This is a genomic window from Rhizobium sp. UGM030330-04 (assembly GCF_003208455.1).
Taxonomy (GTDB): domain Bacteria; phylum Pseudomonadota; class Alphaproteobacteria; order Rhizobiales; family Rhizobiaceae; genus Agrobacterium; species Agrobacterium rhizogenes_A.
The window spans coordinates 140,441-166,265 of record NZ_QKML01000015.1 but is presented as its reverse complement, the minus strand read 5'-3'; the positions used below and the strand labels follow the sequence as shown (position 1 = coordinate 166,265).

General features: G+C 60.3%; 25 protein-coding genes and 1 tRNA gene. 10 read left to right on the top strand and 16 right to left on the bottom strand.

All coding sequences use genetic code 11. The annotated features are described in order from the left end of the window. Positions 1 to 167: 167 nt before the first annotated feature. Positions 168 to 845, bottom strand: a complete 678-nt coding sequence (locus N434_RS21570) for a hypothetical protein (protein ID WP_286172371.1) — start codon at positions 843 to 845, stop codon at positions 168 to 170. Positions 846 to 955: 110 nt separating this feature from the next. Here N434_RS21570 and N434_RS21565 point away from each other — a divergent pair, with 110 nt between their 5' ends. After that, positions 956 to 1,924, top strand: a complete 969-nt coding sequence (locus tag N434_RS21565) for an alpha/beta hydrolase (protein WP_065113687.1) — start codon at positions 956 to 958, stop codon at positions 1,922 to 1,924. A gap of 37 nt (positions 1,925 to 1,961) precedes the next feature. On the opposite strand, the gene N434_RS21560 is transcribed toward N434_RS21565, so the two are convergent. Next, entirely contained in the window at positions 1,962 to 2,387 is a 426-nt protein-coding gene (locus tag N434_RS21560; RefSeq protein ID WP_065113688.1) for a DUF1801 domain-containing protein, read from the bottom strand. Positions 2,388 to 2,550: 163 nt separating this feature from the next. Here N434_RS21560 and N434_RS21555 point away from each other — a divergent pair, with 163 nt between their 5' ends. Further along, on the top strand, positions 2,551 to 3,006 hold the full coding sequence (locus N434_RS21555; RefSeq protein ID WP_065113689.1) for a PRC-barrel domain-containing protein: 456 nt from the start codon (positions 2,551 to 2,553) through the stop codon (positions 3,004 to 3,006). Positions 3,007 to 3,165: 159 nt separating this feature from the next. Then, positions 3,166 to 3,777 carry a DUF922 domain-containing Zn-dependent protease gene (locus tag N434_RS21550; RefSeq protein WP_065113690.1) on the top strand — a complete coding sequence of 204 codons (612 nt, stop codon included), beginning with the start codon at positions 3,166 to 3,168 and terminating at the stop codon, positions 3,775 to 3,777. 8 nt (positions 3,778 to 3,785) lie between these two features. Here the strand turns inward: N434_RS21550 and N434_RS21545 are convergent, their stop codons facing one another. Beyond that, positions 3,786 to 4,388 carry a J domain-containing protein gene (locus N434_RS21545; protein WP_046798137.1) on the bottom strand — a complete coding sequence of 201 codons (603 nt, stop codon included), beginning with the start codon at positions 4,386 to 4,388 and terminating at the stop codon, positions 3,786 to 3,788. 386 nt (positions 4,389 to 4,774) lie between these two features. Here N434_RS21545 and N434_RS21540 point away from each other — a divergent pair, with 386 nt between their 5' ends. Then, positions 4,775 to 5,128, top strand: a complete 354-nt coding sequence (locus N434_RS21540) for a nuclear transport factor 2 family protein (RefSeq protein WP_110760228.1) — start codon at positions 4,775 to 4,777, stop codon at positions 5,126 to 5,128. A 52-nt stretch (positions 5,129 to 5,180) separates the two neighbouring features. On the opposite strand, the gene N434_RS21535 is transcribed toward N434_RS21540, so the two are convergent. Continuing rightward, positions 5,181 to 5,256: transfer RNA gene (locus N434_RS21535), tRNA-Thr, on the bottom strand. Positions 5,257 to 5,468: 212 nt separating this feature from the next. Between N434_RS21535 and N434_RS21530 the strand changes: the two genes are divergently transcribed. After that, on the top strand, positions 5,469 to 7,208 hold the full coding sequence (locus tag N434_RS21530) for a GGDEF domain-containing protein (RefSeq protein WP_110760227.1): 1,740 nt from the start codon (positions 5,469 to 5,471) through the stop codon (positions 7,206 to 7,208). A 58-nt stretch (positions 7,209 to 7,266) separates the two neighbouring features. Here N434_RS21530 and N434_RS21525 read toward each other — a convergent pair whose 3' ends face one another. From N434_RS21525 to N434_RS21500, 5 genes are all read right to left on the bottom strand, one after another. Further along, complete coding sequence (locus N434_RS21525) at positions 7,267 to 8,376, bottom strand: endonuclease/exonuclease/phosphatase family protein (protein WP_110760226.1); 1,110 nt, start codon at positions 8,374 to 8,376, stop codon at positions 7,267 to 7,269. Between the two features lie 218 nt (positions 8,377 to 8,594). Further along, entirely contained in the window at positions 8,595 to 9,623 is a 1,029-nt protein-coding gene (locus N434_RS21520) for an ABC transporter ATP-binding protein (protein WP_110760225.1), read from the bottom strand. Beyond that, positions 9,611 to 11,305 (bottom strand): ABC transporter permease, encoded by a 1,695-nt coding sequence (locus N434_RS21515; RefSeq protein ID WP_110760224.1) that lies wholly within the window; start codon positions 11,303 to 11,305, stop codon positions 9,611 to 9,613. The genes N434_RS21520 and N434_RS21515 overlap by 13 nt, the downstream gene beginning before the upstream one ends. Positions 11,306 to 11,314: 9 nt before the next feature. Further along, positions 11,315 to 12,298 (bottom strand): ABC transporter substrate-binding protein, encoded by a 984-nt coding sequence (locus N434_RS21510; protein ID WP_065113696.1) that lies wholly within the window; start codon positions 12,296 to 12,298, stop codon positions 11,315 to 11,317. Between the two features lie 335 nt (positions 12,299 to 12,633). After that, positions 12,634 to 13,878: an aminotransferase-like domain-containing protein gene (locus tag N434_RS21500; RefSeq protein WP_065113697.1), complete on the bottom strand. Its 1,245-nt coding sequence runs from the start codon at positions 13,876 to 13,878 to the stop codon at positions 12,634 to 12,636. A 271-nt stretch (positions 13,879 to 14,149) separates the two neighbouring features. Between N434_RS21500 and N434_RS21495 the strand changes: the two genes are divergently transcribed. Together N434_RS21495 and N434_RS21490 are read left to right on the top strand one after the other, a co-directional pair. Further along, positions 14,150 to 14,602 carry an RbsD/FucU family protein gene (locus tag N434_RS21495; RefSeq protein ID WP_110760256.1) on the top strand — a complete coding sequence of 151 codons (453 nt, stop codon included), beginning with the start codon at positions 14,150 to 14,152 and terminating at the stop codon, positions 14,600 to 14,602. Positions 14,603 to 14,708: 106 nt separating this feature from the next. After that, positions 14,709 to 15,740: an endonuclease/exonuclease/phosphatase family protein gene (locus tag N434_RS21490; protein ID WP_110760223.1), complete on the top strand. Its 1,032-nt coding sequence runs from the start codon at positions 14,709 to 14,711 to the stop codon at positions 15,738 to 15,740. A gap of 69 nt (positions 15,741 to 15,809) precedes the next feature. Here the strand turns inward: N434_RS21490 and ilvC are convergent, their stop codons facing one another. The 3 genes from ilvC to N434_RS21475 all read right to left on the bottom strand — a co-directional run bounded on the left by ilvC (position 15,810) and on the right by N434_RS21475 (position 18,112). Then, entirely contained in the window at positions 15,810 to 16,829 is a 1,020-nt protein-coding gene (ilvC, locus tag N434_RS21485; protein WP_035260000.1) for a ketol-acid reductoisomerase, read from the bottom strand. A gap of 49 nt (positions 16,830 to 16,878) precedes the next feature. After that, on the bottom strand, positions 16,879 to 17,532 hold the full coding sequence (locus N434_RS21480) for a TetR/AcrR family transcriptional regulator (protein WP_110760222.1): 654 nt from the start codon (positions 17,530 to 17,532) through the stop codon (positions 16,879 to 16,881). A 166-nt stretch (positions 17,533 to 17,698) separates the two neighbouring features. After that, entirely contained in the window at positions 17,699 to 18,112 is a 414-nt protein-coding gene (locus N434_RS21475; protein ID WP_110760221.1) for a winged helix-turn-helix transcriptional regulator, read from the bottom strand. Positions 18,113 to 18,223: 111 nt separating this feature from the next. On the opposite strand from N434_RS21475, the gene N434_RS21470 reads away from it, so the two are divergent. Then, a complete protein-coding gene (locus tag N434_RS21470; RefSeq protein WP_110760220.1) occupies positions 18,224 to 19,108 on the top strand; it encodes an SDR family oxidoreductase in 885 nt (294 codons plus the stop codon). 60 nt (positions 19,109 to 19,168) lie between these two features. Here the strand turns inward: N434_RS21470 and N434_RS21465 are convergent, their stop codons facing one another. Beyond that, positions 19,169 to 20,107, bottom strand: coding sequence for an AraC family transcriptional regulator (locus tag N434_RS21465; RefSeq protein ID WP_110760219.1), 939 nt, complete (start codon positions 20,105 to 20,107; stop codon positions 19,169 to 19,171). A gap of 189 nt (positions 20,108 to 20,296) precedes the next feature. On the opposite strand from N434_RS21465, the gene N434_RS21460 reads away from it, so the two are divergent. After that, complete coding sequence (locus tag N434_RS21460; protein WP_065113703.1) at positions 20,297 to 21,343, top strand: NAD(P)-dependent alcohol dehydrogenase; 1,047 nt, start codon at positions 20,297 to 20,299, stop codon at positions 21,341 to 21,343. Between the two features lie 227 nt (positions 21,344 to 21,570). Here N434_RS21460 and N434_RS21455 read toward each other — a convergent pair whose 3' ends face one another. Continuing rightward, positions 21,571 to 22,836, bottom strand: a complete 1,266-nt coding sequence (locus N434_RS21455; protein ID WP_110760218.1) for an NAD(P)/FAD-dependent oxidoreductase — start codon at positions 22,834 to 22,836, stop codon at positions 21,571 to 21,573. 71 nt (positions 22,837 to 22,907) lie between these two features. After that, positions 22,908 to 23,663, bottom strand: a complete 756-nt coding sequence (locus tag N434_RS21450) for a pyridoxine 5'-phosphate synthase (protein WP_065113705.1) — start codon at positions 23,661 to 23,663, stop codon at positions 22,908 to 22,910. A 232-nt stretch (positions 23,664 to 23,895) separates the two neighbouring features. Between N434_RS21450 and N434_RS21445 the strand changes: the two genes are divergently transcribed. After that, positions 23,896 to 24,594, top strand: a complete 699-nt coding sequence (locus N434_RS21445; RefSeq protein ID WP_110760217.1) for a MerR family transcriptional regulator — start codon at positions 23,896 to 23,898, stop codon at positions 24,592 to 24,594. Between the two features lie 79 nt (positions 24,595 to 24,673). Here the strand turns inward: N434_RS21445 and N434_RS21440 are convergent, their stop codons facing one another. Further along, positions 24,674 to 25,801 (bottom strand): ATP-dependent DNA helicase, encoded by a 1,128-nt coding sequence (locus N434_RS21440; protein WP_065113707.1) that lies wholly within the window; start codon positions 25,799 to 25,801, stop codon positions 24,674 to 24,676. Positions 25,802 to 25,825 lie beyond the last annotated feature (24 nt).

Here is a 25,825-nt window from a genome sequence, read left to right as displayed (position 1 = left end):
CAGCGTTGTGCGTGGCAGAACAGCTTCCGATCATAGCCAGAGTGCCTGCATGCTCCGGCAACCGCTGCCGGAGCATTTCCAATGGAGCTGCGCGGTCGCCTTACGCCTGGAAACACGCAGACAAAAAGACGAAGCACCTCCAGCGACCCCGTTTAACCGGATGCATTCTAACCTTCGCAGCGGCTGACCCGCGTTGCAATCTGCGCTGCTCCAAACACCTTCACCAGATCCGCATCGATGGACATCGGGATGTAGTCCTCATTTTCCGCGGGCTTGATATAGGTCGAGAAATAAATCGGCCCACTCGGCAGGGTGCCGGCGGCGCAAACCCGCAATATCTCTATCTCCGTGCTGCCACGGATGCGCGGTCCCTCAATGCGCGAACGGCGCACCTTCTCCTGCAATACGGTGAGCCGTGCAACATCCTCGGGCTTTATTCTCCACACGGTTGTGCCCCATCCGGCCCGGTTTTTTACGCTGAACCGGGCGCGGTCAGCCTCAGACATATCTTCTTCGATCAGTTCGAATTTTTCGACAGTCCTGTCTTTCACGCCCTCAATGCCACTACGGATGATCATCACCGCATCACCGGCGCGTAATGAAAGGAAGGTCGGAAGCTGCAACCCCACCCGCACATGCTCGAAATTCATCGTGAGGAAATCGAGCCGCATGAGCTTGGGAATACTGGAAACCGGCGTCGTCATGCAGCCGGAGAGAAACAAAGGCAAAACAAGCAATCGTATGAAACGCGATAATATCAATGTGAGCATCTGTCGAACCTGAAGGTTGCGGTGTGATGCGCGACGGGATCGGGCAAACAGCCCTCTTAAAAATGAATCCGCCACGCCGGCCCGCAACCTTGCACGAACGGCATTACCGCAACATTGTGTTGCGGAACCCGAGGGTTCCCACCAACGTTGAGTGTCCTGGTGGAATGGCCATTTGGAGAGACAGCATGCATCGAAAAAATCTCGCAGCCTTCTGCCTTTTCCTTTCCTGCGGACCGGCCTTCTCCGGGCAGATCGAGGACGCCACCTTCCACAGCGCCGCCCTCAACGCGCCGCTTCCCGTCAATATCTACCGCCCCGATGGCACGCCGCCGGAAAACGGCTGGCCAGTGCTCTATCTCCTGCATGGCCATGACGGCGACCAGAACAGCTGGCGTGATCTCGGTAATATCGAAAAGACACTCGACACGCTCATCGAGGCCGGCACCATCCGTCCGCTGGTGGTCGTCATGCCCGGTGTCAAGAACAGCTGGTATGTCGACTCCGCCGCCGTCGGTGGCCCCGGTGATTACGAAACGGCACTGACCGGCGATCTGCGCCATCAGATCGAAAAAACGCTGCCGGTGCGCAAGGATCGCGAAGGCCGCGCCATTGCCGGCCTTTCCATGGGCGGTTTCGGCGCCCTGCATCTGGCCTATGGCCACGAGGACCTCTATGGCGCCGTCGCCAGCCTGTCAGGCGCGATCTGGCAGAATGTACCTGCCTCCGACCTCGACAAGACGCCAGCCGAACTCAAGCTCATTCAGGACAGCGCCTTTTTCCATCAGCTCGACCGCACCACCATCACCAGCGGCATCGTGCTGCCTTCAACCGGCGACCATTTCTCCGGCGCCTTCGGCACACCTTTCGACGCAAGGCTCTTTAACGAAAAGAACGTCTTCACCCTCGTCGCCCAGCACGTCGCCGAAAGCCAGGATCTGCCCGCGACCTATCTGACCGTCGGCGACGATGACGGCTTCTTCCTCTGGCGCGGCGCCATCGCCCTGCATGAAACACTGCAGGCCGACAAGCGCAAATCCGAGCTGCGGGTAACCGATGGCGATCACGTCTGGTCAGTGTGGAAGGTTTCGATCATCGATGCGCTGAAGTTCATTGATGGCGAATGGGACAAGGCGGCGGATGTCGCACAGGATTGAGATATTCGCCAGTTTTCGTATCACCGGATGATCCCGGTCACTTGCCGGGCCGCTTTTTCCCGCTCTTCGCCGCAACGTTCAACGCCACCGCAGACCTGATCAGCGCCACCAGCGCCTCCTCGTCCACCACATTCCCTTCGTGGAAATCGATCGCCCGCCGCATATTGCCGTCAAGGCTGGCATTGAACAGGCCTGCCGGATCGGCGAGCGAAGCACCCTTCGCAAATGTCATCTTCACGGCATTCTTGTAGGTCTCGCCAGTAAACAGGATGCCGTCATGCGACCAGACCGGAACACCGCGCCATTTCACCTCTTCGACCACCTCCGGATCGGCCCTTTTGGTCAGTGCACGAATATGCGCGAGCATGGCGCCCCGCCAGTCGCCGAACTCCGCGATCTTCCGGTCGATAAACTCCGACGCCTGGATTTCCCCCGCATCGTTCTCCACTGTGCTCTTCGCCATGCTGGCCTCCCGATTTCGCCAAACCGCCGCTCACGGTCCGTCATGTCCCCGTCCCGTCTCTCAGCATAGACCAAATTTTCCTGTCTTCCCAAGCGGAACCAAATCTGCTCCCCACCGTTTCCTCCCCGAACGCAACGTTCAGCATACAAAGGGAAGAAACATCATGAAAATCAATGTCATCGCTCTCGCTGCCGCAGCAGCGCTCTCCTCTTCCGTGGCCTTTGCCCAGACGGCAGGCACGGCCCCTGCTGCCGGCGCGGATGCGACCTTGTCCGGCCCCGGCATCACCATGGGCACCAAGGCCAGCGGCCCGCTGAAGTTCGTCAATGTCCAGAAGACCGACCTCACCGCCTCCCAGCTTGACGGCATGGACATCTATAACGCCCAGAACGAAAACATCGGCGAGATCGAAGATGTGGTCATCGGCGACGGCAAGTCGGTGATCGGCCTGGTCGCCAGCGTCGGCGGCTTCCTCGGCATCGACAAGAGCTATGTGGTGCTCGACCCGGCCTCCGTCGCGGTTCACAACGACAACGGCACTTGGAAGGCCTATGTCGACACGACCAAGGATGCACTGCAGAACGCGCCCAAGCTCGATTACGACAAGCTGGACGACTGATTACCCCTGCAGTCGAACGCTTGTCCCCCCGCGCTTTGGCGCGGGGGTTCTCATGGGTGAGATTACGGCACCATACCCGTCTATTCCGGCCGCACAGACCCTTGCCTGACCGCCCGCCTCCAGCCTATCTTCGGCGCGCAACCCACCAAGGATCGATGCGTGCCCGCCAACAGTCTCTCCTCTCTCGCCGTCAGTGCCGCCATGATCATGCTGAGCGCCGTTCCGCTGTCAGCGCAATCGGCCGGCTGGAAACCTGCCGAACAGATAAAAACCTATGCCATCAGCGGCGATACGGGCGGCGCGCTCTATCAGTCGATCGGCGAACGCGGTCCAACCGCCGGCGTTCAGGCGATCGCCCACACCACCTTCAAGCTGACATGGCGGCGGGACTATCGCCCGCAGCCGGACGGCGCCTGTGTGCTGGCCACGGCAAGACCCAATCTGACCATCATCTACACCTGGCCGAAAGCGCCGGCAAAATTGCCGCCGGCCGTTGCCGCCAGCTGGAAAACCTTCATTTCCGGCGTGGAAACCCATGAGCGCGTCCATGGCGACCATATCCTCGACATGGTCCGGAAGATCGAAGCCTTCAGCACCGGCTTGAGGGCGGAAAACGATCCGAAATGCCAGAAGGTGCGCGTTGTTCTGCAACAGCGGCTGGGCGAGCTTTCCAACGAGCAGCGCCAGCGCGGCCGCGATTTCGACCGGGACGAACTGTCGCCGGGCGGGCGGGTGCATCAGCTCATTCTGGCTCTGGTCAACGGCCCCTGAAGAGACGACTACTCCGCCGCCTCGCCTTTCAGCAGCGGTTCGGAAAGCACCATGGTTTCCAGCTCGTAGGAATAACCCTCGAGCATGGTATAGGCCTGCTCGATCGCCTCGATCTGCGCCTCCGCATTACGAATGGCTTCGGCGATCGACTGGCTGCGGGCGCGCAGCATGGAACTCAGCACATCCGTCTCCGGCTTGCGGCCAAGACGATCCATATGTTTGCGAACCCGGGTTCGGTGGCGTTCGAGTTCGAGAATATGGAAGCGGCTTTTGAGAATGTCGTCGGTCAGCTTGCGGCGCATGGCGGCCACGGGATCGAAACTTCCGGGCTCACGCTCATCCAGAATGAACTCGTTGACCAGTGTTTCCAGCATCAGCAGGCCCTTCAGGTCCTTGGCGTCGGCAAGCTGGGGGTCATAGCCGGTATCGTCGAACACCTTGCGCCGCACCGGATCCTTCAGGAGCTCATAGGCGGTTTGCAGACGGGCGAATTGATCGGCGTCGCCACCACTGTCGGGATGGGCCGCCTTGGCAACCTTGCGATAAGCCGACTTGACCGCCGCCTCGTCGGCATCGCGCTCCACGCCAAGCAAAACATAGGGATCGATCACAAAAACACCTTCAAACGCAAACTGTTACCCGCATGCCTGATACCATCGCCACAGGACCTGCGGATGGATCATAGGCCAAATCCGCCCCGCGCGGCACCCCGCACCGTCGGTTAAACCGGCAAAGCCCACACAAAAGCCCGCGGAGCGACCGGCGGAAAAGCCATTGATGCCGAAATTTGTCGGACCCAAGGCGACTATAATGACAGGCGGGACAAAATTGTGGAAAGCGCCGGCAAAACATGCCGCAGCCCTGCACACCATTGCTGCCGCAGGCTGCCGCAAGACGGCATTGTGAAGGCGTAAGAGGCGCGTTTTCAGGGGGTTATGGTGGAAATCCGCCAACGGGTGTAAGCTTGGCTTTTGGATTTGAAGGGAGGGACGATCCGATGCCGCAAACCATTACCCAGACCGTCACGGACTATGTGCATGCCATGGCCTATGCGGATGAGGGCCTGATGCGCGACGTTTTCGATCCACGCGCCAGCATCGTTGGCACGTTCGAGGGCGAGACCGAATGGCTGTCCCTGGAGGACTTCGTCGACCAGATGCGAAAAACCGAACGCGGCCTTCCCGATCACGACCCCACGTTTGAAATCCTCGGCATCGACAAGGAAGGCGACAGCGCCTCGGTGAAACTGACGACCCGTTTCGACAGCATGGATTTTTACGAATACCTGTCCCTGCTGGAACACGAAGGCAACTGGTCGATCGTGCACAAGCTCTACCACATCAAACCCTAGACAGGCGGTGGGTAGAAAGACCATGTCGGGGAGATCAAGTCATTGAAAATACTGGTGCCCCCGGCAGGGTTCGAACCCGCGACCCCCTGATTACAAATCAGGTGCTCTACCAACTGAGCTACAAGGGCAAGCCAGTGCCTTGCCAACTATCAGATTCTGACTTTGTGTAAAGTAAAAACTGGATTGCACGCCATCCGCAAACCGCTTTTCCACATCGCGTCCGCGGAAAGGCCGGCAAGGGCGCGGCCGTGGCGAAAGGCCCGTAAAATAAGCGAAGTATTTACGCGGCGCAGGTAAGATGGCAATGAACATAACCATTGCAGTGAGAACAACGCATCACATGCGCGCGAGTATCCAGAAAATACAGCTGACAGGCACGATCGTCATTGCCGCGAGTTCCATCCTGCTGGCCACTCTTGCCGCGCTGCCAAGCGTCACCAATTATCTGCGATATCGTACCAATGTCGCCCAGCTGACACGCTTTGAAACCGCCCTCCAGTCCGCCTGGCTGGTTTCGGCCGAGCGCGGCCCTGCCAACAATCTGATGGGGGCATCCACCCCCGAACCGAAGCTGGTCGAAGGCCTTGCTGCCGCGCGCAAGGCGACGGACGACAAGCTGTCGGAACTGGAAGCTTCCTTTAACGAAGAGATCAGTACTCAGCCCGAACTGGCAAAGTCACTTGCCGAAACCCGCCAGAAGCTTGCCCAATCCCGCGAAGCCGTGGACCAGGTTGCCGCGCTTCCCCCTTCCGCGCGCGGCCACAGCGCCATGTCGAACGCGATTTCATCGATGTTCAAGGCGGCGGACAGCGTCAACATGCTGCGCGGCAAGGCGGCACGTGCCATCATCAAGGTCACGCCCGACGTGGCGATCGACATCGCGATGACCGGTACCGCTGGCGTTATGCGTGACAGGATCGGCCGGCTCGGCTCCTATGTGATCATGAGCCTGCGGGCGAACAGGCAGGAAAAGCTGGGTTATCGCGCCAAATTCGACACTGAGATGCAAAGCCTGCTGTCGCTGAAGGCGTCCCTCACCAACTACACCGCCGCCTATCTGTCGACGCCGCGGCTCGACGACGCACTTCGCGATCTCGAGACCTATTATTTCGGTCAGGCGCTGCGTTATGCACAGAACACGATCGTAATCGCCATCCCCTCCGCCCAGCCGAGCGTGCTTGAGTTTTCCAGGAATTATATTGCCGGCATGCGTTCGTCCGATACGCTGCGCGATCTCATTCTCTCCGAAACGCGGGCAAGGCTCGAAGCGAAGAAGAACGAGGCGTTGATCTATGGCGGCGCATCTCTTTTTCTCGCCGGCATCGCGGTCATGGTCCTGCTGCGGCTCACGTCCGTCTACAGGACGACGCTGTTCCAGCCCATGCAATCGGTCCGCGCACAGATCGCCGCCATCGCCGCCGGCGATCTTTCCGAGACCCGTTACCAAGACAGGGTCGCGCCGGAGGTGAAGAAAATGTTCGAGGAACTGGATTTCCTGCGCGAGCAGCTTCGTCAGAAGGGCGAAATGGAGGACCAGCAACGCGCTTTGGCCGAACAGCTGCGTACACTTTCCGAAACTGACGCCCTGACGGGTGTATTCAATCGCCGTGCGCTGGAAAGGGCTGTCCGGGCCATATTGATGGGCGAGGACCAGTGTCAGTCGCTCGGGGTGATGATTGTCGACATCGACCACTTCAAATCGATCAACGACCGTTATGGCCATGCCATGGGCGACCTGGCGCTTCAGAAGACGGCGAGACTTTTGCGCGGTGCGTTGCGCAAGAACGATATTCTGGCCCGTTACGGCGGTGAGGAATTTGTCATCGTGCTGCAGGATGTCAGCCACGCCACGGCAACCGCCACCGCCGACCGGCTTCGCCGCCTGATCGAAGCCCAGACCATTGACGAACAGAGCGGATTGTCGCTGACGGCAAGCTTCGGCGTGGTGTGGCAGGAAGCCCGGGCAATCAACAGCTGGGACGAATTGATCGCGATCGCCGACGACCGGCTTTACGAAGCGAAGCGCGCCGGCCGCAACCGCGTCTGGGCCACCTATTTTCCCAAGGTCGCCAACGGATAAGGAGACAATCCGGCAATCCTGCCGGAACGCTGGCGCCTTCCGCTAAAAGGGGAAATGCCTAGATCAGATCCAGCGTCATCACCACGGGGCAATGATCCGAAGCCTTGGGGCGATCCCAGCCCGTGCGCGGATAACGCTCCACCTCCTGCCCCGGCGGAAAGATGGTGCGATATGGCTGACCGGCGCGGATGATTTCCGGAGCCCTTGTGGCATTGATCTCGGTCAGACGCGGCGAAAGCCAGATATAATCCAGCTGGCACAGGTGCTGCTCCTGCGGCCCGCGGGAATGGTAAAGTGTCCAGCGGTCCATGACCTCACGGCGCAGCATCGGATTGGTGACGAAATCATCGGCCGTGAAGATATCGAGCGCACTTCTCTCCTCCTCCACGGGTGTGAAGCTGTAGCCATTGCGCCGATCACCCGCAATCACGACACGTTCCTGATAATCGTTCATATCGCCGCAGATGGCGAAATTCTTGTTGCGCGTATTGCCCACGCCCCAGCGGTTCTCGATGATGCGGCGCACAGCCCTGGCTTCCGCCTCGCGGATCGGCATGGTGCCAATCCGGGCATCCACCGCATCGCGGGCATTGGTCATGGACTTGAAATGCGTGACGTAAAGCGTCAGCGGCTTGCCGCCGATCCTCAAATCGATTTCCAGACAATCCCGTTTGAAAATCTTGTCGTCGATCTGGTTGGTCGCGGCCAGCTCCGGATTGAAGAGATCGAGATTGCGATAGGTCAGTGCCGCATGGCTCTTGATGTCGACGACCTCGATCCTGTCGCCATCCCGCGTCTCCTCGCGCATGACGACGGCGACATCGATGCCGCGGCCATCATTGCCCTCGACCAGATATTTCTGCAGATAGCCATTGCCGACCATGCGGTAGAGATAGCCATATTCGAAGGCCTGCAGCGCGGCCATGTTGTCGACTTCCTGCAGGCAGAGAATATCGGCATCCGCATCGGCGATGGCAAGCGCCGAAAGCTGGCGCGTATCGTCAGTGGAAGAGACCATCCGCGCACTTTCCAGCGCCTGATAGGTCGCCTCGTCCCTGATATCGAAAAGCTGGATCGCCCTGTCGCGCCGCGTCTGGTTGCGAAAGCCGGTGAAATCGAAACGGGTGAGAAGATTTTCGATATTGAAGGTGGCAAGCCGAAGCGACATGAATCAATCCTATTGCTGCGGGGAAAGCTTAACCGCTCCCGTTCGGCATCGCCAGTAGGCTGAGGCGCGATGTTCACCCCGCCCTCTTTCCCGTGCCTGTCACAGAAATCCAGCCAGCCCAAATCCCTGGACTGAAAAGGACGCCTCTCGCCGCGCAGAGGCGTGTCGGCCGGATCCCTGTGGCAGGCACAGGGATAAGGGAGGAAACCTTTTTACCTTTAAAGCCGCCACGCCGCCCGAATGGCAACCGACAGACGATCACCGACAGCAACCGCTTCGCGCGAATAGGCCCTGAGCGCCTGCCCATCCGGCAGGTCGAGACGGAGAGTATAACGCTCACCCTCATAAAGAACCGAGGTGACGGTGCAGGCGATGCCCTCCGCATCCCGCACCACATCCTGCGGCCGCACGAGAATATCCGCCTGCGACAATTGCCTGCCGCTCTCCATCGCCGCCCGAAGCCCCGTCCAGTCGAGATCGCGCGAAGTCCCTTCCGGCACGGGCAAGGTCACGATCGCCCCCTGCCCCACCAGCGAACCGACCAGCCTGCCTTCGGGCCGCGCATAAAGCTCCGCCGGCGGCGCCACCTGCAGGAGCTTGCCATGCGACATGACGGCAACATCCGTCGCCAACGCCATGGCTTCCGCCTGATCGTGGGTGACGTAGATCATCGTCGCGCCGGAGCGGATGTGGAACTCACGGAACGTCTCCTCCATCTCCTGCCTGAGGTGCCGGTCGAGATTGGCCAGCGGCTCGTCGAGCAGCACCACGTCGGGCTCGGTAACGAGGCAGCGGGCAAGCGCCACACGCTGCCGCTGGCCGCCGGACAATTCGGCGGGGCGGCGATCGGCAAAGCTCTCGAGGCGGACGGCGGCAAGCGCCTGACGCACCTTTTCGCGATATTTCTCCCCCGAAATGCCGCGCACCTTCAAGGGATAACCGGCATTGTCGGCGACCGACATGTGCGGCCACAGCGCATAGGACTGGAACACCATCGCCATGTTACGCCGCTCCGGCGGCACCATGCTGCCGGCATCGGCCAGCACCCGCTCGCCGAGCAGGATGGAACCGTCGGTCGGCTGTTCGAAACCGGCGATCATCCGCAGAATCGTCGTCTTGCCACAGCCGGAGGGGCCGAGCAGCGCCAGAAAACCGCCGTCGCGCACCGTCAGCGACACGTCATCGACGGCGGGCTTCGAACCGGCACCGAAACTCTTCGACAGGCGGTTGAGGATCAGTTTCGCCACGGGACAACTCCTTTTGGCAGATAGCGCCCCAGAATTTCGAGCAGCAGCATAAGGATAATCACCATGATGACGACGAGCACCGAAAGTGCGGAGGCAAGATCGAAGCTGCCGCTGTCATCGAGATTGTAGATGAGTACGCCGAGCGTCTGCGTGCCGGCTGACCACAGCAGTGCCGAGACCGTCAGCTCATTGCAGGCGATGAGGAAAACGAGAATGACCGACGCCCCCGCCGCAGGCCCGACCAGCGGCAGGATGATATCTTTCAGCCGCCGCCAGAAACCGGCGCCGGAGAGCCTTGCCGCCTCTTCCAGCGACGGATCGAATTGCAGGAAGGCGCTGACCATGGGTTTGAGGCTGACAGCGAAGAAGGAGGAGAAATAGGCGAGCAGGATGATCCAGATCGTGCCGTAAAGCGTGATGCCCAACAACGGAATGGGGGCTGCAAAAAGCAGCACGAAGGACACCGAGATAACCACGCCCGGCAATGCATAGGGAATATCCACCAAGGCCGACAGCAGGAACATGAAACGGCTCTTGCCTCGCACCATGAAATAGGCCGTCAGCACCGTCACCGCCAGCAGGCAAAGCGAGGTCGCCGTCGCCAGAAACAGCGAATTACGGAACGCCGTGCGGGTCACGCTCTGACGGTAGAGCAACTCCTCATAGGCATGCAGCGTCGCGGTCTTGAGGCTGAGCGGCACGCCATAGGCAGGCGCGAGCGAGCTTGCCACCAGTGCCGCAAGCGGCGCCACCAGCATGAAGAACAGCACGAGCCACAGGGCAAGCTCCGCCGCCACCCGCCACAGCCCAAGCCGGAAGGTCGCCGCCTTGCCGGAAAGGCCGATGATGCGATAGTCCCTGCCCTTCATCGCCCGTTCCTGAAGCGCAAGCCCGGCGACCGAGATGATCGCGATCATGGTGGAAAGAATGGCGATATCGCCGAATGTGCTGGTGCCGAAACTGGCAAAACGGCTGTAGATCAGCGTCGGCAAAGTGAAGATCGAGGCAGGAATGCCGAGGATCGCCGGAATGCCGAAATTGCCGACACTGGAGACGAAGGAGATCGCCGCCCCGGCGATCAATCCCGGCGTCGAAAGCGGCAGGATGATATCGAACAGCACGCGGCGCGGTGAAGCGCCGGAGAGTTTTGCAGCCTCGATACCGTCCTGCGGCAAGGCAAGCAGACCGGCTCGCAGCGACAGATAGACGAGCGGCGCGTGCTGCACACCGAGCAGAAGCGCGATGCCCGCAATCGAATAAAGCGGCTGCGGCGAGCCCATCGCCGGCGCAAGGCCGATGGCCTTCAAAAGCGTGCTCGACGGGCCGGTCATGCCGATCCATGACAGCGCCGTCACCTGCGGCGGGATCATCATCGGCAGCATGAACAGGAAGCTTAGGATCGACTTGCCGCGTATGTCGCAGAGCGTCAGCGACAGCGCGAAAGCCCCGCCGATGCCGAGCGAAATCAACATGCCGAAAAACGAGGTGGAGAGCGTGTTCAGCGCCGCATCCCACAGGGCCGGATCGGCGAGAAGACGCCATATGTCACCATTCAGTGACGAAACGATACCGGTATAGGCGAGCCGCCCGAGCGGCAGGGCGCTGAGCGCAAAAACAACGCCGACCACAAAAGGAAACAGCCAGCGCGGCTGGCTGTTTCCATAGGCACTTGAACGGGACATGCCGTACTATCAGCCCTTGGAGCCGAAAGTGTCGGAGAAGGTCTTCAGGTCCTGTTCGGAATTCTTCAGCGCATCGGCGGCGTTGAGCGGCAGAACCTTGATCTTGTCGCGGGACGGGAAACCTTCCGGCATACCGGCATCGGCACGAACAGGAATGTAACCGAGCTTGACGAAGCCCTGCTGGCCCTTTTCAGAAAGCACGTAATCGACGAACTTCTTGGCCGCTTCCTCATGCTTGGTGCCCTTGATGATCGCAACCGGCTCGGTGACGGCCGAAACGCCCTCTTCCGGGAAAACGAACTCGACCGGCGCGCCCTTGGCCTTTTCGCGGATCGGCATGTAATCGACGACCACGCCATAGGCCTTTTCACCCGATGCGACGGACTTCAGAACCGCGCCGTTGCCGCCGCCGGCAATGGCTTCATTGGCCTTCAGCTGCTTGTAATAGTCCCAGCCGAGGCCATCGGCAGCGGCAAGCGTCTGTGCGTGGATCAGCGCCGCACCCGAGGTCAGCGGGCTTGGCATGGTCACGAGACCCTTGGCTTCAGCCTTGGCCAGATCCTTCCAGCTCGTCGGCTTCATTGCGGCAGCGGTGTTGTACATGATGCCAGTGGTGATGAGCTTGGTGGAGTAATAATAGCCGTCCGCATCATAAAGCGAAGCGTCGATGTTCCTGGCTTCCGCAGACTTGTAGGCAAGAAGCTGGTCGGCCTGCTTCATGCGCTCCAGCGTGACCGTATCTGCGATCAGAAGCACGTCGGCAACCGGATTGCCGGCATTGATCTCGGCCATCAGCTTGGCCATGATCTTCGGCGTTCCGTCACGTACCCATTCAACCTCGAGACCGGGATTGGCGGCCTTGAAACCATCGACGGTCGCCTGTGCGTCCTCGTTCGGCTGGCTGGTGTAAAGCACCAGATCGGCGGCATTGGCGGCAGTGGCGATGAAGCCGAGCGATACGATGGCGGTGAAAGCGGAGAGCAGCGTTTTCATGGGTCCAGTCCCTGTTGTTTGGTGGGACCGCTTAAACATGATTGCATAACATGTATGTGACAGGCAGGATTTTTGGGATGGGATATCTTGGGGCGGCGGGGTTGAGAGTAACGTTGCCCCTCGGCACTCGCGGTTTACCCCCCTCTGCCCTGCCGGGCATCTCCCCCTCAAGGGGGGAGATCGATCTGTGGCTAGGCCTCGCCCATCTCGAAGCTTGAGAGTGGAGTAACGGTAGAGCGTCTTGCTGATCTCCCCCCTTGAGGGGGAGATGCCCGGCAGGGCAGAGAGGGGTAAGCCGCACCCTCCACCTTTCAAGGCCTCATCGCCAGCCGCCCTCAAATCGCCGGCAGCGCCTCGCCCGTTTCCGCCTGCGCCGTTGCAATCAACCGGCCAAGCCGCTTCATGCCTTCCTCGATCATCGCCTCGTTGGCGCAGGAGAAGCTGATGCGCAGCGTGTTCGTGCCGGAGCCATCCGCGAAGAAGGCGCGGCCGGGAACGAAGGCGACCTTTTCCGTGGCGATGGATTTGGCCAGCAGCGCCGCACCGTCCATACCTTCCGGCAACGTCACCCAGATGAACATGCCACCTTCCGGCTTCGTCCAGTGCGTGCCCTTCGGCATGTATCTGTCGAGCGCGGCCAGCATCGCGTCACGGCGGGCACTATAGGCTGCCTTGATCTTGGCGACCTGTTTGTCGAAGCCACGCGAGGCGACCCGTTCGATGGCGATCTGGTTGATGGTGGAGGAATGCAGGTCGGCGGCCTGCTTCATCAGCACCAGCTTGCGGATAACCGGCGCGGAAGCGACGATGTAACCGACGCGAAGGCCGGGTGCCAGCGTCTTCGAAAAGCTGCCGCAATAGATGGTGCGGGTGTTCTCGATACCGCCCGAGCGGGCGATGTCGAGTGCCATGATCGGCGGGATAGCCTCGCCATCGTAACGCAGCGACTGGTAGGCAGCGTCTTCGATGACGGCGATGTCAAGCTCATCGGCCAGCGCCAGAACCTTTTCGCGGCCGGCCAGATCGACGGTTTCGCCGGTCGGATTGGAGAAATCAGCCGAGAGATAAGCGAACTTCACCGCACCACCGAGCTTGGCTGCCGTTTCGCGGTAAGCCTCCGGCGTGCGATTGCCGCCGGGATTGAGCTGATCGTAATTCGGCTCATAGGCGTTGAAGGCGGAAAGCGCGCCGAGATAGGTCGGCCAGGTGACGAGCGCCGTATCCTTCGGCGACAGGAACAGCTTGCCGAGATAATCGAGGCCCTGCTGCGAACCGGAAACGATGAAGACGTTATCGGCGGTGCAGTCGATGCCGATATCGGCCATTTCGCCCGCCAGCCATTCGCGCAGCGGCTTGTAACCTTCGCTCACCGAATATTGCAGCGCCGCGTTGACCTGCGAACCCGAAAAAATTTCCGCATAAGCCTGCTGGAACTCCTCTGCGGGGAAAAGAGCCGGGTCCGGAATACCGCCGGCAAAGGAGATGATGTCGGGCTGCTCGAGCAGCTTCAGCAGCTCGCGGATTTCAGACGCTTTCATGCGCGAAGAGCGCGTGGCGAAAATTTGTTCCCAATCAAGCATGGGTACGTTTCCTCTTGTGTCGTTTTTATGCGTGCATCTTTACAGAAATGTCGATACGTCAGCAATACTGACTTATCAGTTTTTCGAATTATTTCTGCCTCCCAGCACATTGCCCGCAACCCACCCGCCTTGGGGCCGGATTTTGCGGACAAAGCCAAATACACCCTTGCGCAAAGCTTCACAATCACACCTTTGCGATTGACGCGGCATGGTTTTCCGGCTGCATTGCGCGCGCCGCAACACGGCGGAAGTATCATGGGAGTTTGACGACATGCTGAAAAACATCGACCCGGCGCTGAACGCCGATGTTCTGCACGCGCTGCGCGCAATGGGTCACGGCGATACGCTGGTGATCTCCGACACCAACTTCCCTTCCGATTCGGTTGCCCGCCACACGGCCGTCGGCAAGGTGCTGCATATCGACAATGTCTCGGCAGCCCGCGCCATGAAGGCCATCCTGTCCGTCCTGCCGCTCGATACGCCGTTGCAGCCATCCGTCGGCCGCATGGAAGTGATGGGCGCGCCCGATCAGCTGGAACCGGTGCAGGCCGAAGTGCAGAAGGAAATCGATGTGGCGGAAGGAAAACCGGCCCCCATGTATGGCATCGAACGCTTCGCCTTCTACGAAAAAGCCAAACAGGCCTACTGCGTCATCACCACGGGCGAAACCCGGTTTTATGGCTGCTTCCTCCTGACAAAGGGTGTCATCCCGCCGGCCGCATAAGGCCGCACACGGAAATTGTGCCAGCCGCCCGCCTTCATGACAATTTCAAGTTGTTGTGGCAAAAACTTCCACTAGGCTTCAAAAACCAACCGGAGGTGTGCGGATCATGACCCAATATGTCCTGGCGTTCTGGAATGTCGAAAACCTGTTTGCGCCGGAGGGTTATCCGGCGCGCGAGCCGTGGATTGCCGAACGGCTGAAGAACGATCTGAAAGGCTGGACCGAGGACCTGTTCAAAACCAAGGTCAAACAGCTCGGTTCGATCATAAGCCAGATCGGCGGCGCGGGTCCGGACCTGCTCGGTGTCTGCGAAGTCGAAAACCGTTTCGTCCTGGAGACGCTGGCGGACCATCTGAACGACCTCCTGCCGGCGCGCGCCTATCGCGTCGTGCACGCCGATTCCAGTAAGGACCAGCGCGGCATCGACACCGCCTTCATCTACGACAGCAAGAAGCTGCTGATCAACGAAAACGAGATTTTCAGCCATTTCGTGATGCGCCGCACCGGCACGCGCGACATTACCCAATGCACTTTCATTACCAAAGGCGGCCGCCAGCTTATCGCGCTCTCCAATCACTGGCCGTCACGCTCGGGCGGCGCGGTGGAAAGCGCCGGTTTTCGCATGACAGCCGGTGAAACGCTGGGCTACTGGCACCAGCGTATCAGGGAAGAAAAAGGCAACGACATCGCCGTCCTCGCCTTCGGCGACTTCAACGACGATCCTTCCGATGCCTCGCTGCGCTACCATGCCAATTCCACCCGCGAGCGCGACGATGTCGAGAATTCGCAATCGGCCATGTTCTACAATCTCGCCTGGAACTATCTGCGCCAGCCGGTGGTGGACTCCGTCGGCTCGGCCAGAACGATCTACGGCACGCTCTATTTCAACGGCGACGCCAATATCTTCGATCAGATTCTCGTTTCCCGATCGCTTCTGACCGGCAACAGCGGCTTCAAGGTGCGGGAAGAAACCGCAAAGGTCGAAGCGATTGCCGCCATGGTCAGCCACAGCAAGAATGAGGGGCCGATCCGCTTCGGCCTGTCGAAAGGCGATGCGGTCAAAAACGTCAATCTCGGCGGTTTTTCCGATCACTTCCCCGTTTCCGTCATCGTCGAGGAAGACGACGCCATCGTGTAACGGCGCATCGAAAACAAAAAGGCCGGAGCTTTCGCTCCGGCCTTCCAATTCTCTACCAAACAATGAAGCTTAGTTGACAGCCTTGTCGACCAGCTTGTTCTTGCCGATCCAGGGCATCATGCCGCGCAGCTTGGCGCCGACTTCTTCGATCTGGTGGGCGTCGTTGTTGCGACGGATACCCTTGAAGCGGGCAGCGCCGGCCTTCCATTCCTGCATCCACTCGGAGGTGAACTTGCCGGTCTGGATGTCGTGCAGAACGCGCTTCATTTCAGCCTTGGTGTCGGCGGTGATGATGCGCGGACCGGTGACGTATTCGCCCCACTCGGCCGTGTTGGAGATCGAGTAGTTCATGTTGGCGATGCCGCCTTCATAGATCAGGTCCACGATCAGCTTCACTTCGTGCAGGCACTCGAAATAGGCCATTTCCGGTGCGTAACCGGCTTCGACCAGCGTTTCGAAACCGGCGCGGATGAGTTCGACGAGACCACCGCACAGAACGACCTGTTCGCCGAAGAGGTCGGTTTCGCACTCTTCCTTGAAGTTGGTTTCGATGATGCCCGAACGGCCGCCGCCAACGCCGCAGGCGTAGGAGAGAGCGAGTTCAAGCGCGTTGCCCGAAGCGTTCTGGTGAACGGCAACGAGGCAGGGAACGCCGCCGCCCTTCTGGTATTCGCCGCGAACCGTGTGGCCGGGGCCCTTCGGTGCGATCATGACGACGTCGAGCGATGCCTTCGGCTCGATGAGGCCGAAGTGAACGTTGAGGCCGTGTGCGAAGGCAATCGCCGCGCCATCACGGATGTTGCCGGCAATGTCGGCCTTGTAGATGTCGGCCTGCAGTTCGTCAGGCGTCGCCATCATCAGAAGGTCGCCCCACTTGGCGGCTTCGGCAACGGTCATGACCTTGAAGCCGTCGGCTTCTGCCTTCTTGACGGTCGGCGAACCGGCCTTGAGCGCAATGACGACGTTCTTGGCGCCGGAATCCTTGAGGTTCAGCGCATGGGCGCGGCCCTGGGAGCCGTAACCGACGATGACGACATTCTTGGACTTGATGAGATTGAGATCGGCATCACGATCATAATAAACGCGCATTTTATGGTCCTTCCCTAATGCTTGTCTCTCAGTTGTCTGAACCGGAATCTCAGGCGACCTTGCCGCCCAGTTCCGAATGTACCTTTTCCGTCCCGTAAAGCGTCAGAAAGGCGACGACCGCCTTCTTCGCCCGGGCGGAAAAATCCTTGTCCGGCGCCTCACCCAGCAGCATGCGCACATGCAGATCCGAAACGATGAGACCGTAAAAACCGCGATACGCCTCTTCGGCGTCATCGAAGCGCAGGTAGCCGGATCGGCGACCCGCTTCGATCAGTCCACGGGCGCGGCGGTCGATCTGGCGACGGCCGCGTTCCAGCAGCAGATCGCCAAGCTTCGAACCGTCGCGGCTCGCCTGCCCGATGGCCAGACGGTTGAGCGCCAGCGACACGTCACCCGCCAGTACATCCAGCAGATCATGCGCGAAAACCTCAAGGTGATCGGCAAGCTGCGGTGCGGAGACACGGTCGCCCGCCTTCTCGAAGGTGCGGACCTTGCTCTGCTGAAAGGTGATCATCGCCGCCAGCAGGCCGTCCCGGTCGCCGAACCACTTGTAGAGGCTTTCCTTGGAACAGTTGGCGGCACGCGCCAGCCCGGATGTGGTGAGCGCTTTTTCGCCGCCCTCGACCAATAGACGCAATGCCTGATCCAGAACGGCGTTCTGGCGCGGCGAAAATTCCTGCGCTGTGATCGGGTCGGAAGCCAAGTCTTTTCCACTCCAGGGGCTCGATTAATGTACCGTACGGTACGGTTCGAGCGCCATTTAAGCGGAGGCTGCTTCCCGGTCAAGCGGATTCTTCAGAGGAGGACGAGAATTGACGCGCTGCGGCATGGCCACGCGCCGCAGCATGAAGCGTGGCAGGCGCCGGCATTCAGTTCTCGATGTCGAACCGGCTTCTTGCCTTGCGTATCGCATCGTGATTGTCGAGCGCCCATTGAATGACGACTTTAAGCGGCGCGTAGAGCGATGCGCCGAGCGGGGTGATGCTGTATTCCACGCTTGGCGGCTTCGTCGGAAAGACCTGCCGGTGAATATAGCCTTCGCGCTGCAAATCCCGCAGCGTCTGGGTCAGCATGCGCTGGGAAATATCCGGCACCATGCGCCGCAGCTCGCCGAAACGGTAGGGCTTCGATGCTATCGCGCCCAGCAGCAAAGTGGACCATTTGCCGCCGATCTGGCTCATGACGTCCCGCACGGGGCAATCGGCAACACTGGTGGCGGAAAACACCAGCCCGAAGGCCTCGTCCAGCCTGTTTTCCTGCCTCGCGGGCCCGACAACATCCATAAGCATGGTTCCCTTTTGGTAACGATCCGCGCAGAACCTGCCTTCTTTACAGCCTATAGGCAATTCCTATTTTAGTGCTGCTCTCTTTTTGAGACCACCGAAAGGATAAAAATCATGAGCAGAATTCTGGTGACCGGCGCCGCCGGACAGCTTGGACAGGCCGTCATCCGCCACCTCCTGGAGACCTACCATGTCCCGGCCGCCAACATCGTCGCCGCCACCCGCGACGTATCCCGGCTCTCCGCGCTTGCAGCAAAAGGCGTCGAAGTGCGACGCGCGGATTTCGACGATCCCGCATCGCTTGACGCGGCCTTTTCCGGCATCGACACGCTGCTGGTCATCTCCACCGATGCGCTCATGGTCCCCGGCCTTCGCCTCAGACAGCACCAAACGGCGGTGGAGGCAGCCACAAGAGCCGGTATCCGGCATATCGCCTATACGTCGATGCCAAGCCCCGACAAATCGCTCGTCAGCTTCGCACCCGATCATCTGGGAACGGAAACAGCGATCAAGGCAAGCGGCCTGCCCTACACCATTCTTCGCAATGCCTGGTATTTCGACAACCACCTGCACGGCATGCCGCAAAATCTGAAAAACGGCCAGTGGTTCACGGCCCGGGGCAACGGCAGGGTCGCCGATATTTCCCGGGAAGACTGCGCCCATGCCGCCGCAGCCGCACTGCTGAAACCGGCGGAAAACCGGACCTATACGCTGACCGGGGCGGAAACATCGACGGCCGACGGTCTGGCTTCCCTGATAAGCGAGGTGACGGGCAAGCCGCTTGCCGTGGCGCAGGTCACACCCGAGCAGCTCAAGCAGGCCATAACAGCGACGGGATTGCCTGAGATCATTGCCGGCATGATCGCTTCCGCCGACGCCAATATCGCCGCCGGAAACTTCGACATCGTGACCCGAGACTTCGAAACGCTGACAGGTGCGACGCCGCAATCCGCAGCGGATTTCTTCAGCGCGCATAAATCCGCACTGCTCGGCTGAAATGCCGGCCCGTTCCATCCCGCGCCCGGACGGAACGGGCCTTAAAACAGCGACCTTTGCTCAAGCCCGAAGGGTCGAAGGCGAAACAGCCTGTTCCGCCGCGATAATCTCACGCGAAGCATCGATATCGCGTGACGGCGACAATCCGTAAAAACGGCTATATTCGCGGCTGAACTGCGACGGGCTCTGGTAACCGACACGATGGCCGGCCGTGCCCGCATCCAGCCGTTCCGCAAGCATCAGCCGGCGCGCCTCATGCAGCCGCAGCTGCTTCTGGTACTGCACCGGCGTCATGGCCGTGATCGTCTTGAAATGGTGATGGAAGGACGACACGCTCATGCCGATATGCTCGGCAAGGTCTTCGATGCGCAGCTGGCGCGCGAAATTCTCACGCAGCCAGGCAATGGCGCGGGCGATGCGGTTGCCCTGACTGCCGGCCGCAATGATGTTCATCAGCTGCCCGCCGGCTGGTCCTGTCAGGATGCGATAGAGGATTTCCTGCTCGATCAGCGGCGCCATGGCGGCAATCTCTGTTGGACGATCGAGCAAGCGCAACAGCCGGATGGCCGCATCGAGCAGTTCCGGCGTGGCGGCATTGACGACGATGCCACGCTGCGCATTGGCCGGCTCCGAAGGCGGATCGATCGGCACACGCCGCATGAGGTCGAGCAGCTTTTCACTGTCGATGGCAAGCGCGATGCAGAAATGCGGCACCTCCCTGCTCGCCTCCACCACCCGCCACGCAACCGGCAGATCAAGCGACGTCAGGAGATAATCCCCCGCGCCGTAATTGATGGTGTCCGTTCCCAGCTGAACGCTTTTCGACCCCTGGATCACCATGGCGAGACAGGGGCGATAGCTGCCGTGGCACGGGGCGCTAGGCGTCGTGCGCCGGCTGATGCCGAGGGAGTCGATTGCCGTCTGCACCTCGCCATCCTGGGTAGCATGCCGCGCGGCAATGGAGGCAATCTCCTGATAGACATTGAACGGCAAGGACATAGGGGAAATCCCTTAACTGAAGGAAGAGATGCGTCTGATGCCTTTTATCTAGAAAGCCGCGCGGCCCGCGCAAAGAGTGCACCACCATATTTTTGCAGGATCGTGCAAAAAGCTCGGAGGATCGCTCTAACGCCGCGTCCCTCTTTCATCGCATATTCCGTCGTCCCCAACTCCCGAAAGGATATTCAGATGGCTATTGCTAGAGGTTACGCTGCGACCGACGCGTCGAAGCCGCTTACCCCGTTCACCTTCGAACGCCGCGAGCCGAACGATGACGACGTCGTCATCGATATCAAATATGCCGGCATCTGCCACTCGGACATCCACACCGTCCGCAACGAATGGAAGAATGCCGTCTTCCCGATCGTTCCCGGCCATGAGATTGCCGGTGTCGTCAAGGCTGTCGGCTCCAAGGTCACGAAATTCAAGGTCGGCGACCATGTCGGCGTCGGCTGCTTCGTCGATTCCTGCGTCGGCTGCGCCACCCGCGATCTCGACAACGAGCATTATATGCCGGGCCTCGTCCAGACCTATAACGACGTCGATCCGCACACCAAGACCGCAACCCATGGCGGTTATTCGGACTCGATCGTCGTCAAGGAAGGTTATGTCCTGTCGATCCCGGACAACCTGCCGCTCGATGCATCCGCACCGCTTCTCTGCGCCGGCATCACGCTTTATTCGCCACTGCGCCGCTGGAACGCCGGTCCCGGCCAGAAGGTCGCGATTGTCGGTATGGGCGGCCTTGGCCATATGGGCGTCAAGCTCGGCGCGGCCATGGGGGCGGATATCACCGTTCTCTCGCAGACGCTGTCGAAAAAGGAAGACGGCCTGAAGCTCGGCGCGAAGGAATATTACGCCACCAGCGACGCCTCGACCTTCGAGAAGCTGGCCGGCACCTTCGACCTGATCATCTGCACGGCCGGCGTCGCCATCGACTGGAATGCCTATCTCGGCCTCCTGAAACCCAAGGGCAGCATGGTCGTGGTCGGCGCACCGGAGCACCCGATTCCGGTTCACGCTTTCGCGCTGATCGTCGGCGCGAGGAACCTGTCGGGCTCGATGATCGGTTCGATCAAGGAAACCCAGGAAATGCTGGATTTCTGCGGCGAGCACAATATCGTCTCCGAAATCGAGACGATCAACATCCAGGACGTCAACGAAGCCTATGAGCGCGTGCTGAAGAGCGACGTGCGGTATCGCTTCGTCATCGACATGGCGTCGCTCGACGCGTGAGTCTTGGATTGGGCAAACCCGCCCCATCCGCGCGCCGTCACCCCGGACTAGATCCGGGGTCCAGCCAGCCCAGATCCTTGGGCTGAAAAACTCTTCTCGCCGCGCAGACGCGCGGCGTCTGGATGCCGGATCAAGTCCGGCATGACGGAGGAGTAGTCTGGCGCAGCTGTCATAACATAAGGGCGGGAAGCCATGCTTCCCGCCCTTGTCCTTTGCCCGTCCGGCCCTCAGGCCTCATCCTTCAGCGTCTCTTTCTGGGTAATCAGCCGCGCACTGTGCTGGCCGCTCAGATAAATCCACAGCCAGCTCCACGCCACGGCAAGCCGCGAACGCGTTCCGATCAGGAAGTAGATATGGGCAAGGCCCCAGATCCACCATGCCAGCACGCCCTTCAGCTTGAACCTGCCGAAATCGATCACCGCCGCGCGTTTGCCGATGGTGGCGAGATTGCCCTGATGGCTGTAGCGGAAGGGAGCCAGCGATGGTTTGCCGTCCAGCCGCGCCCTGATGACCTTTGCAACATAAGCGCCCTGCTGCTTCGCCGCGGGCGCAATCCCCGGCACCGGCTTGCCGTTTTCCTGATTGACGGCGGCCGTATCGCCGATGACGAAGATATCGGCATCGTCTTGCAGATTGAGATGAGGTCCGACGATGGCGCGCCCCGCCCTGTCGGCCGCCGCCCCTAGCCACTTCGCGGCGGGAGACGCCTGCACACCGGCGGCCCAGACGACCGTGCGGCAGGGATAATAAGTGTCGCCCACCGTCACACCTTCATCGCTGCAGGCTGTCACCGGCGTACCGAGCAGAACCTCGACACCGAGCTTTTCGAGCGCTTCCTTGGCATAGGCAGAAAGATCCTCGGTGAAAACCGGCAGGACGCGCGGGCCGGCCTCGACAAGCAGCACGCGGGTCTGCCGGGTGTCGACATTGCGGAATTCCACCGGCAGCGCCTTGTGGGCCAGCTCGGCGATCATGCCCGCCATTTCCACGCCCGTCGGGCCCGCCCCGATGATGACGAAGGTCAGCTGCGCCTGCCGCTCCTCTTCGCTGGTGGCAAGTTCGGCCCTTTCGAAAGCCAGAAGCAGGCGGCGGCGGATCGTCGTTGCATCTTCCAGCGTCTTGAGGCCGGGGGCGGAACGCTCCCACTCGTCACGGCCGAAATAGGCATGGCGCGCACCCGTGGCCAGCACCAGCGTATCGAAACCGATCACCTGACCGGAACTTAAATGCACGGTCCGCGCCGCCCGGTCTATGCCGGTCACCTCCGCAAGCAGGGTCGTTACCTCCTTGCGGTCGCGGTAAAGATGGCGGATCGGCCAGGCGATTTCGGATGTCGCCAGCGCCGTTGTCGCCACCTGATAAAGCAATGGCTGGAACAGGTGATGATTGCGGCGGTCGATCAGTGTAATGCGGACAGGGGCCCCCTCCAGCCCATGTACCAGTTGTAAACCGCCGAAGCCTCCACCCACGACGACAACATGATGTTCTTGCATATGTCTCTGCCTTCAAAAGCTCGCGCACGGAGCATGCGCAGCCAAAGCATAGGCGAAAAAATTGACTTTGGTTATGAAATAGGCTGACCGCAGGCCTGACAAAAACGCCGGACTGTTTCAGCCATGCCATATTCCAGCGCATCCGCCGTCAGCCCGTGACCGATCGAAACCTCGGCGAGATCAGGAATACGTTTCATCAGCTTGGGCAGGTTTGCCACCGTAAGATCGTGGCCGGCATTAACCGCAAGTCCGAGCGCTTTGGCATGGTCTGCCGTTTGCCCAAGCTTCTCGACAAGCGCGTCAGCCTTTTGCGGATCGTCAAAACAGCCGCCATAGGGGCCGGTGTAAAGTTCGATACGCGCAGCCCCCGTCTCTGCCGCCAGCTCCACCGGCTCGCGCTCACCATCGCCATCCGCAAACAGCGAGACGCGCATGCCGCCAGCCTTCAGCCGTCCCACGACGTCCTTGAGGAAAACCGCATGTTTGCGGAAATCCCAGCCATGGTCGGACGTCGCCTGCGACGGGTCGTCGGGCACCAGCGTCACCTGTTCCGGCTGGGTCTTCTCGCAGAGAACGAGGAAATCCTCGGTCGGATAACCCTCGATGTTGAATTCCGCGCCGGGGAAGCTGTCGTCGATCAGGGCGCGCAGCACCGGCAGATCGGAAAAGCGGATATGGCGCTGGTCGGGTCGCGGGTGTACAGTCAGGCCGCTTGCCCCCGCCGCCAGTGCAATATGCCCGAAATGCGCGACATCCGGCCATGGAAGATCGCGACGGTTGCGTAACATGGCAATTGCGTTCAGATTGACAGAAAGTTTTGCGGGCATGACATCGGCTCCGGTTCGGAATTGACACCCTGTTTCACGCAGGTTGACGCCAATCGCAAGGAGGCCGATAAATTTTTTATTATGGCGGGAACGAAAACACACGATACACGTTACGGTTCTGATGTAGCGTTTGGCACAATGTCTTGATCGGAAAACATGTCCGTCGCGGGGGAACAAGCAACGGACGCCTTAAAAGGCAGGCACGCTGCCAGAGAGCGCGAAGGGGGAGACAATGCAGGATGGCCGGATGCCGTTCGAAAGTCACGGCGACGAGGACAAACCCAATCTAAGGATCAGCAGCTTTTTACCGGATATAAGCCTGCCCTCCTCCCTGCCCGCGGAACCCGTCCCCATCGCCGACATGGCCAATATCTTCGGGGTAACCCACCGGACCTTGCATTTTTACGAGGAAAAGGCCCTGCTGACCTCGAAACGCATCGGCCAGATGCGGGTCTATTCCCACCGCAACGTCCAGCGCATGGCTGTCATCAATGCCTGCCGCGAAGTCGGCATTTCCGTCGCAGCAATCACCGAAATCATGGAAAAACTCGTGCGCACGCTTTCCCAGGACGAGGCGGACGACATATTCCGCGCAGCGCTGAGGCAACGGAAGAGGGAATTGACCGCCGAGCTTTCCACCCTCCAGCGCCAGGCCCACCAGATCGAGGAACTGCTTGTCGCCGAAGACGATGGAGACGGTGTCGATGCGGCGGAGCGAAGCTCGGCCAGGGACATAGCGCTCACCGATACCGAACGGAAATGCCTGGAACTGATGGCGGAAGGTTACGCGCCGGTGCGGCTTGCCCGCGCACTCGGGCTTTCGGGCAGTGATCTCAACGCGCTGGAGGCGAAGATCATCGGCAAGTTCAATGCCAGCAACCGCTTTCAGGCGGTCGCCAAGGCGGTCCTGCTCGGCGTCATCCGCGCTTGAAAGCATGTCCTGAAAAGGTGCATGGCGGCTTTCCGTCCGGACGATGCGCAGGACAAGGAGACAGAACCAATAGCCTGTCTCAACGAACGATCGTCAGGGTCTCTGCCGCACGCGTAATGGCGGTATAAAGCCATCTTTCGCGAGAATCCCGGAAAGCGTAGCTCTCATCGAAGAGAACCACGTTGTTCCACTGCGAGCCCTGCGCCTTGTGCACGGTCAGCGCATAGCCAAAATCGAATTCGTCGTACCGCTTGCGGGTCGACCACGGAATTTCGGTCTCCACATCCTCGAACGCCGCCTTCAGCAATTTGATCTTGGCCGCGCCGCGGTCCATATCGTCGTCTTCCGGCCGGATCATCAGGTTGATGCCGGGCTTCACCGTCTCGCGCGAAGAACTCATGACCTGCCAGAGCGAGCCGTTCAGCAGGCCCTTGGCCGGATCGTTCCTGAGGCAGACCAGCTTGTCGCCCGACTGCGGATAATCCGCCGTGAAGCCCTTCAGCTCGCGGAGACGCTGGTTGTAGCGGCGGCGCGTGCGATTGGTGCCCACAAGCACCTGATCGGCTTCCAGAACGAGCGACTGCGTCACCTCGGACTTGGAAATCACCTGCGCGGAACCATAATCGCCACGCATGATCTCACGGCCTTCGCGCACATCCATGGCGAGATGGATGATGGGATTGTCCTTGGCCTGCCGATGGATTTCCGACAGCAGGTAATCCGGCTCCTGCTCCGTGAAGAAGCCGCCGCCCGAAACCGGCGGCAGCTGTCCGGGATCGCCGAGCACGAGGATGGGCGTGCCGAAGCTCATCAGATCCTTGCCGAGCTGCTCGTCCACCATCGAACATTCATCGATGATGATGAGCGCCGCCTTGGCGAGCGGGCTCTGGCGGTTGATGGAGAACATCGGCGCAATCGAGGTTTTGCCGGTTTCCTCGTCTTCCACCGTTTCTTCACCGCGCGGGCGATAGATCAGCGAATGGATGGTGCGGGCATTGGTCGCGCCACGCGAACGCAGCACCTGCGCCGCCTTGCCGGTGAAGGCCGCAAACAGCACCTCGCCATCGACATTTTCCGCAAAATGCTTGGCAAGCGTCGTCTTGCCCGTTCCGGCATAACCGAACAGCCGGAAAACCGGTGTCCGGCCTTCCTTCAGCCAGCGGGAAACAGCCTTGAGCGCTTCGTCCTGTTGCGGTGAAAATAACATGCGTCCTCATCGCAGGATTCGAGC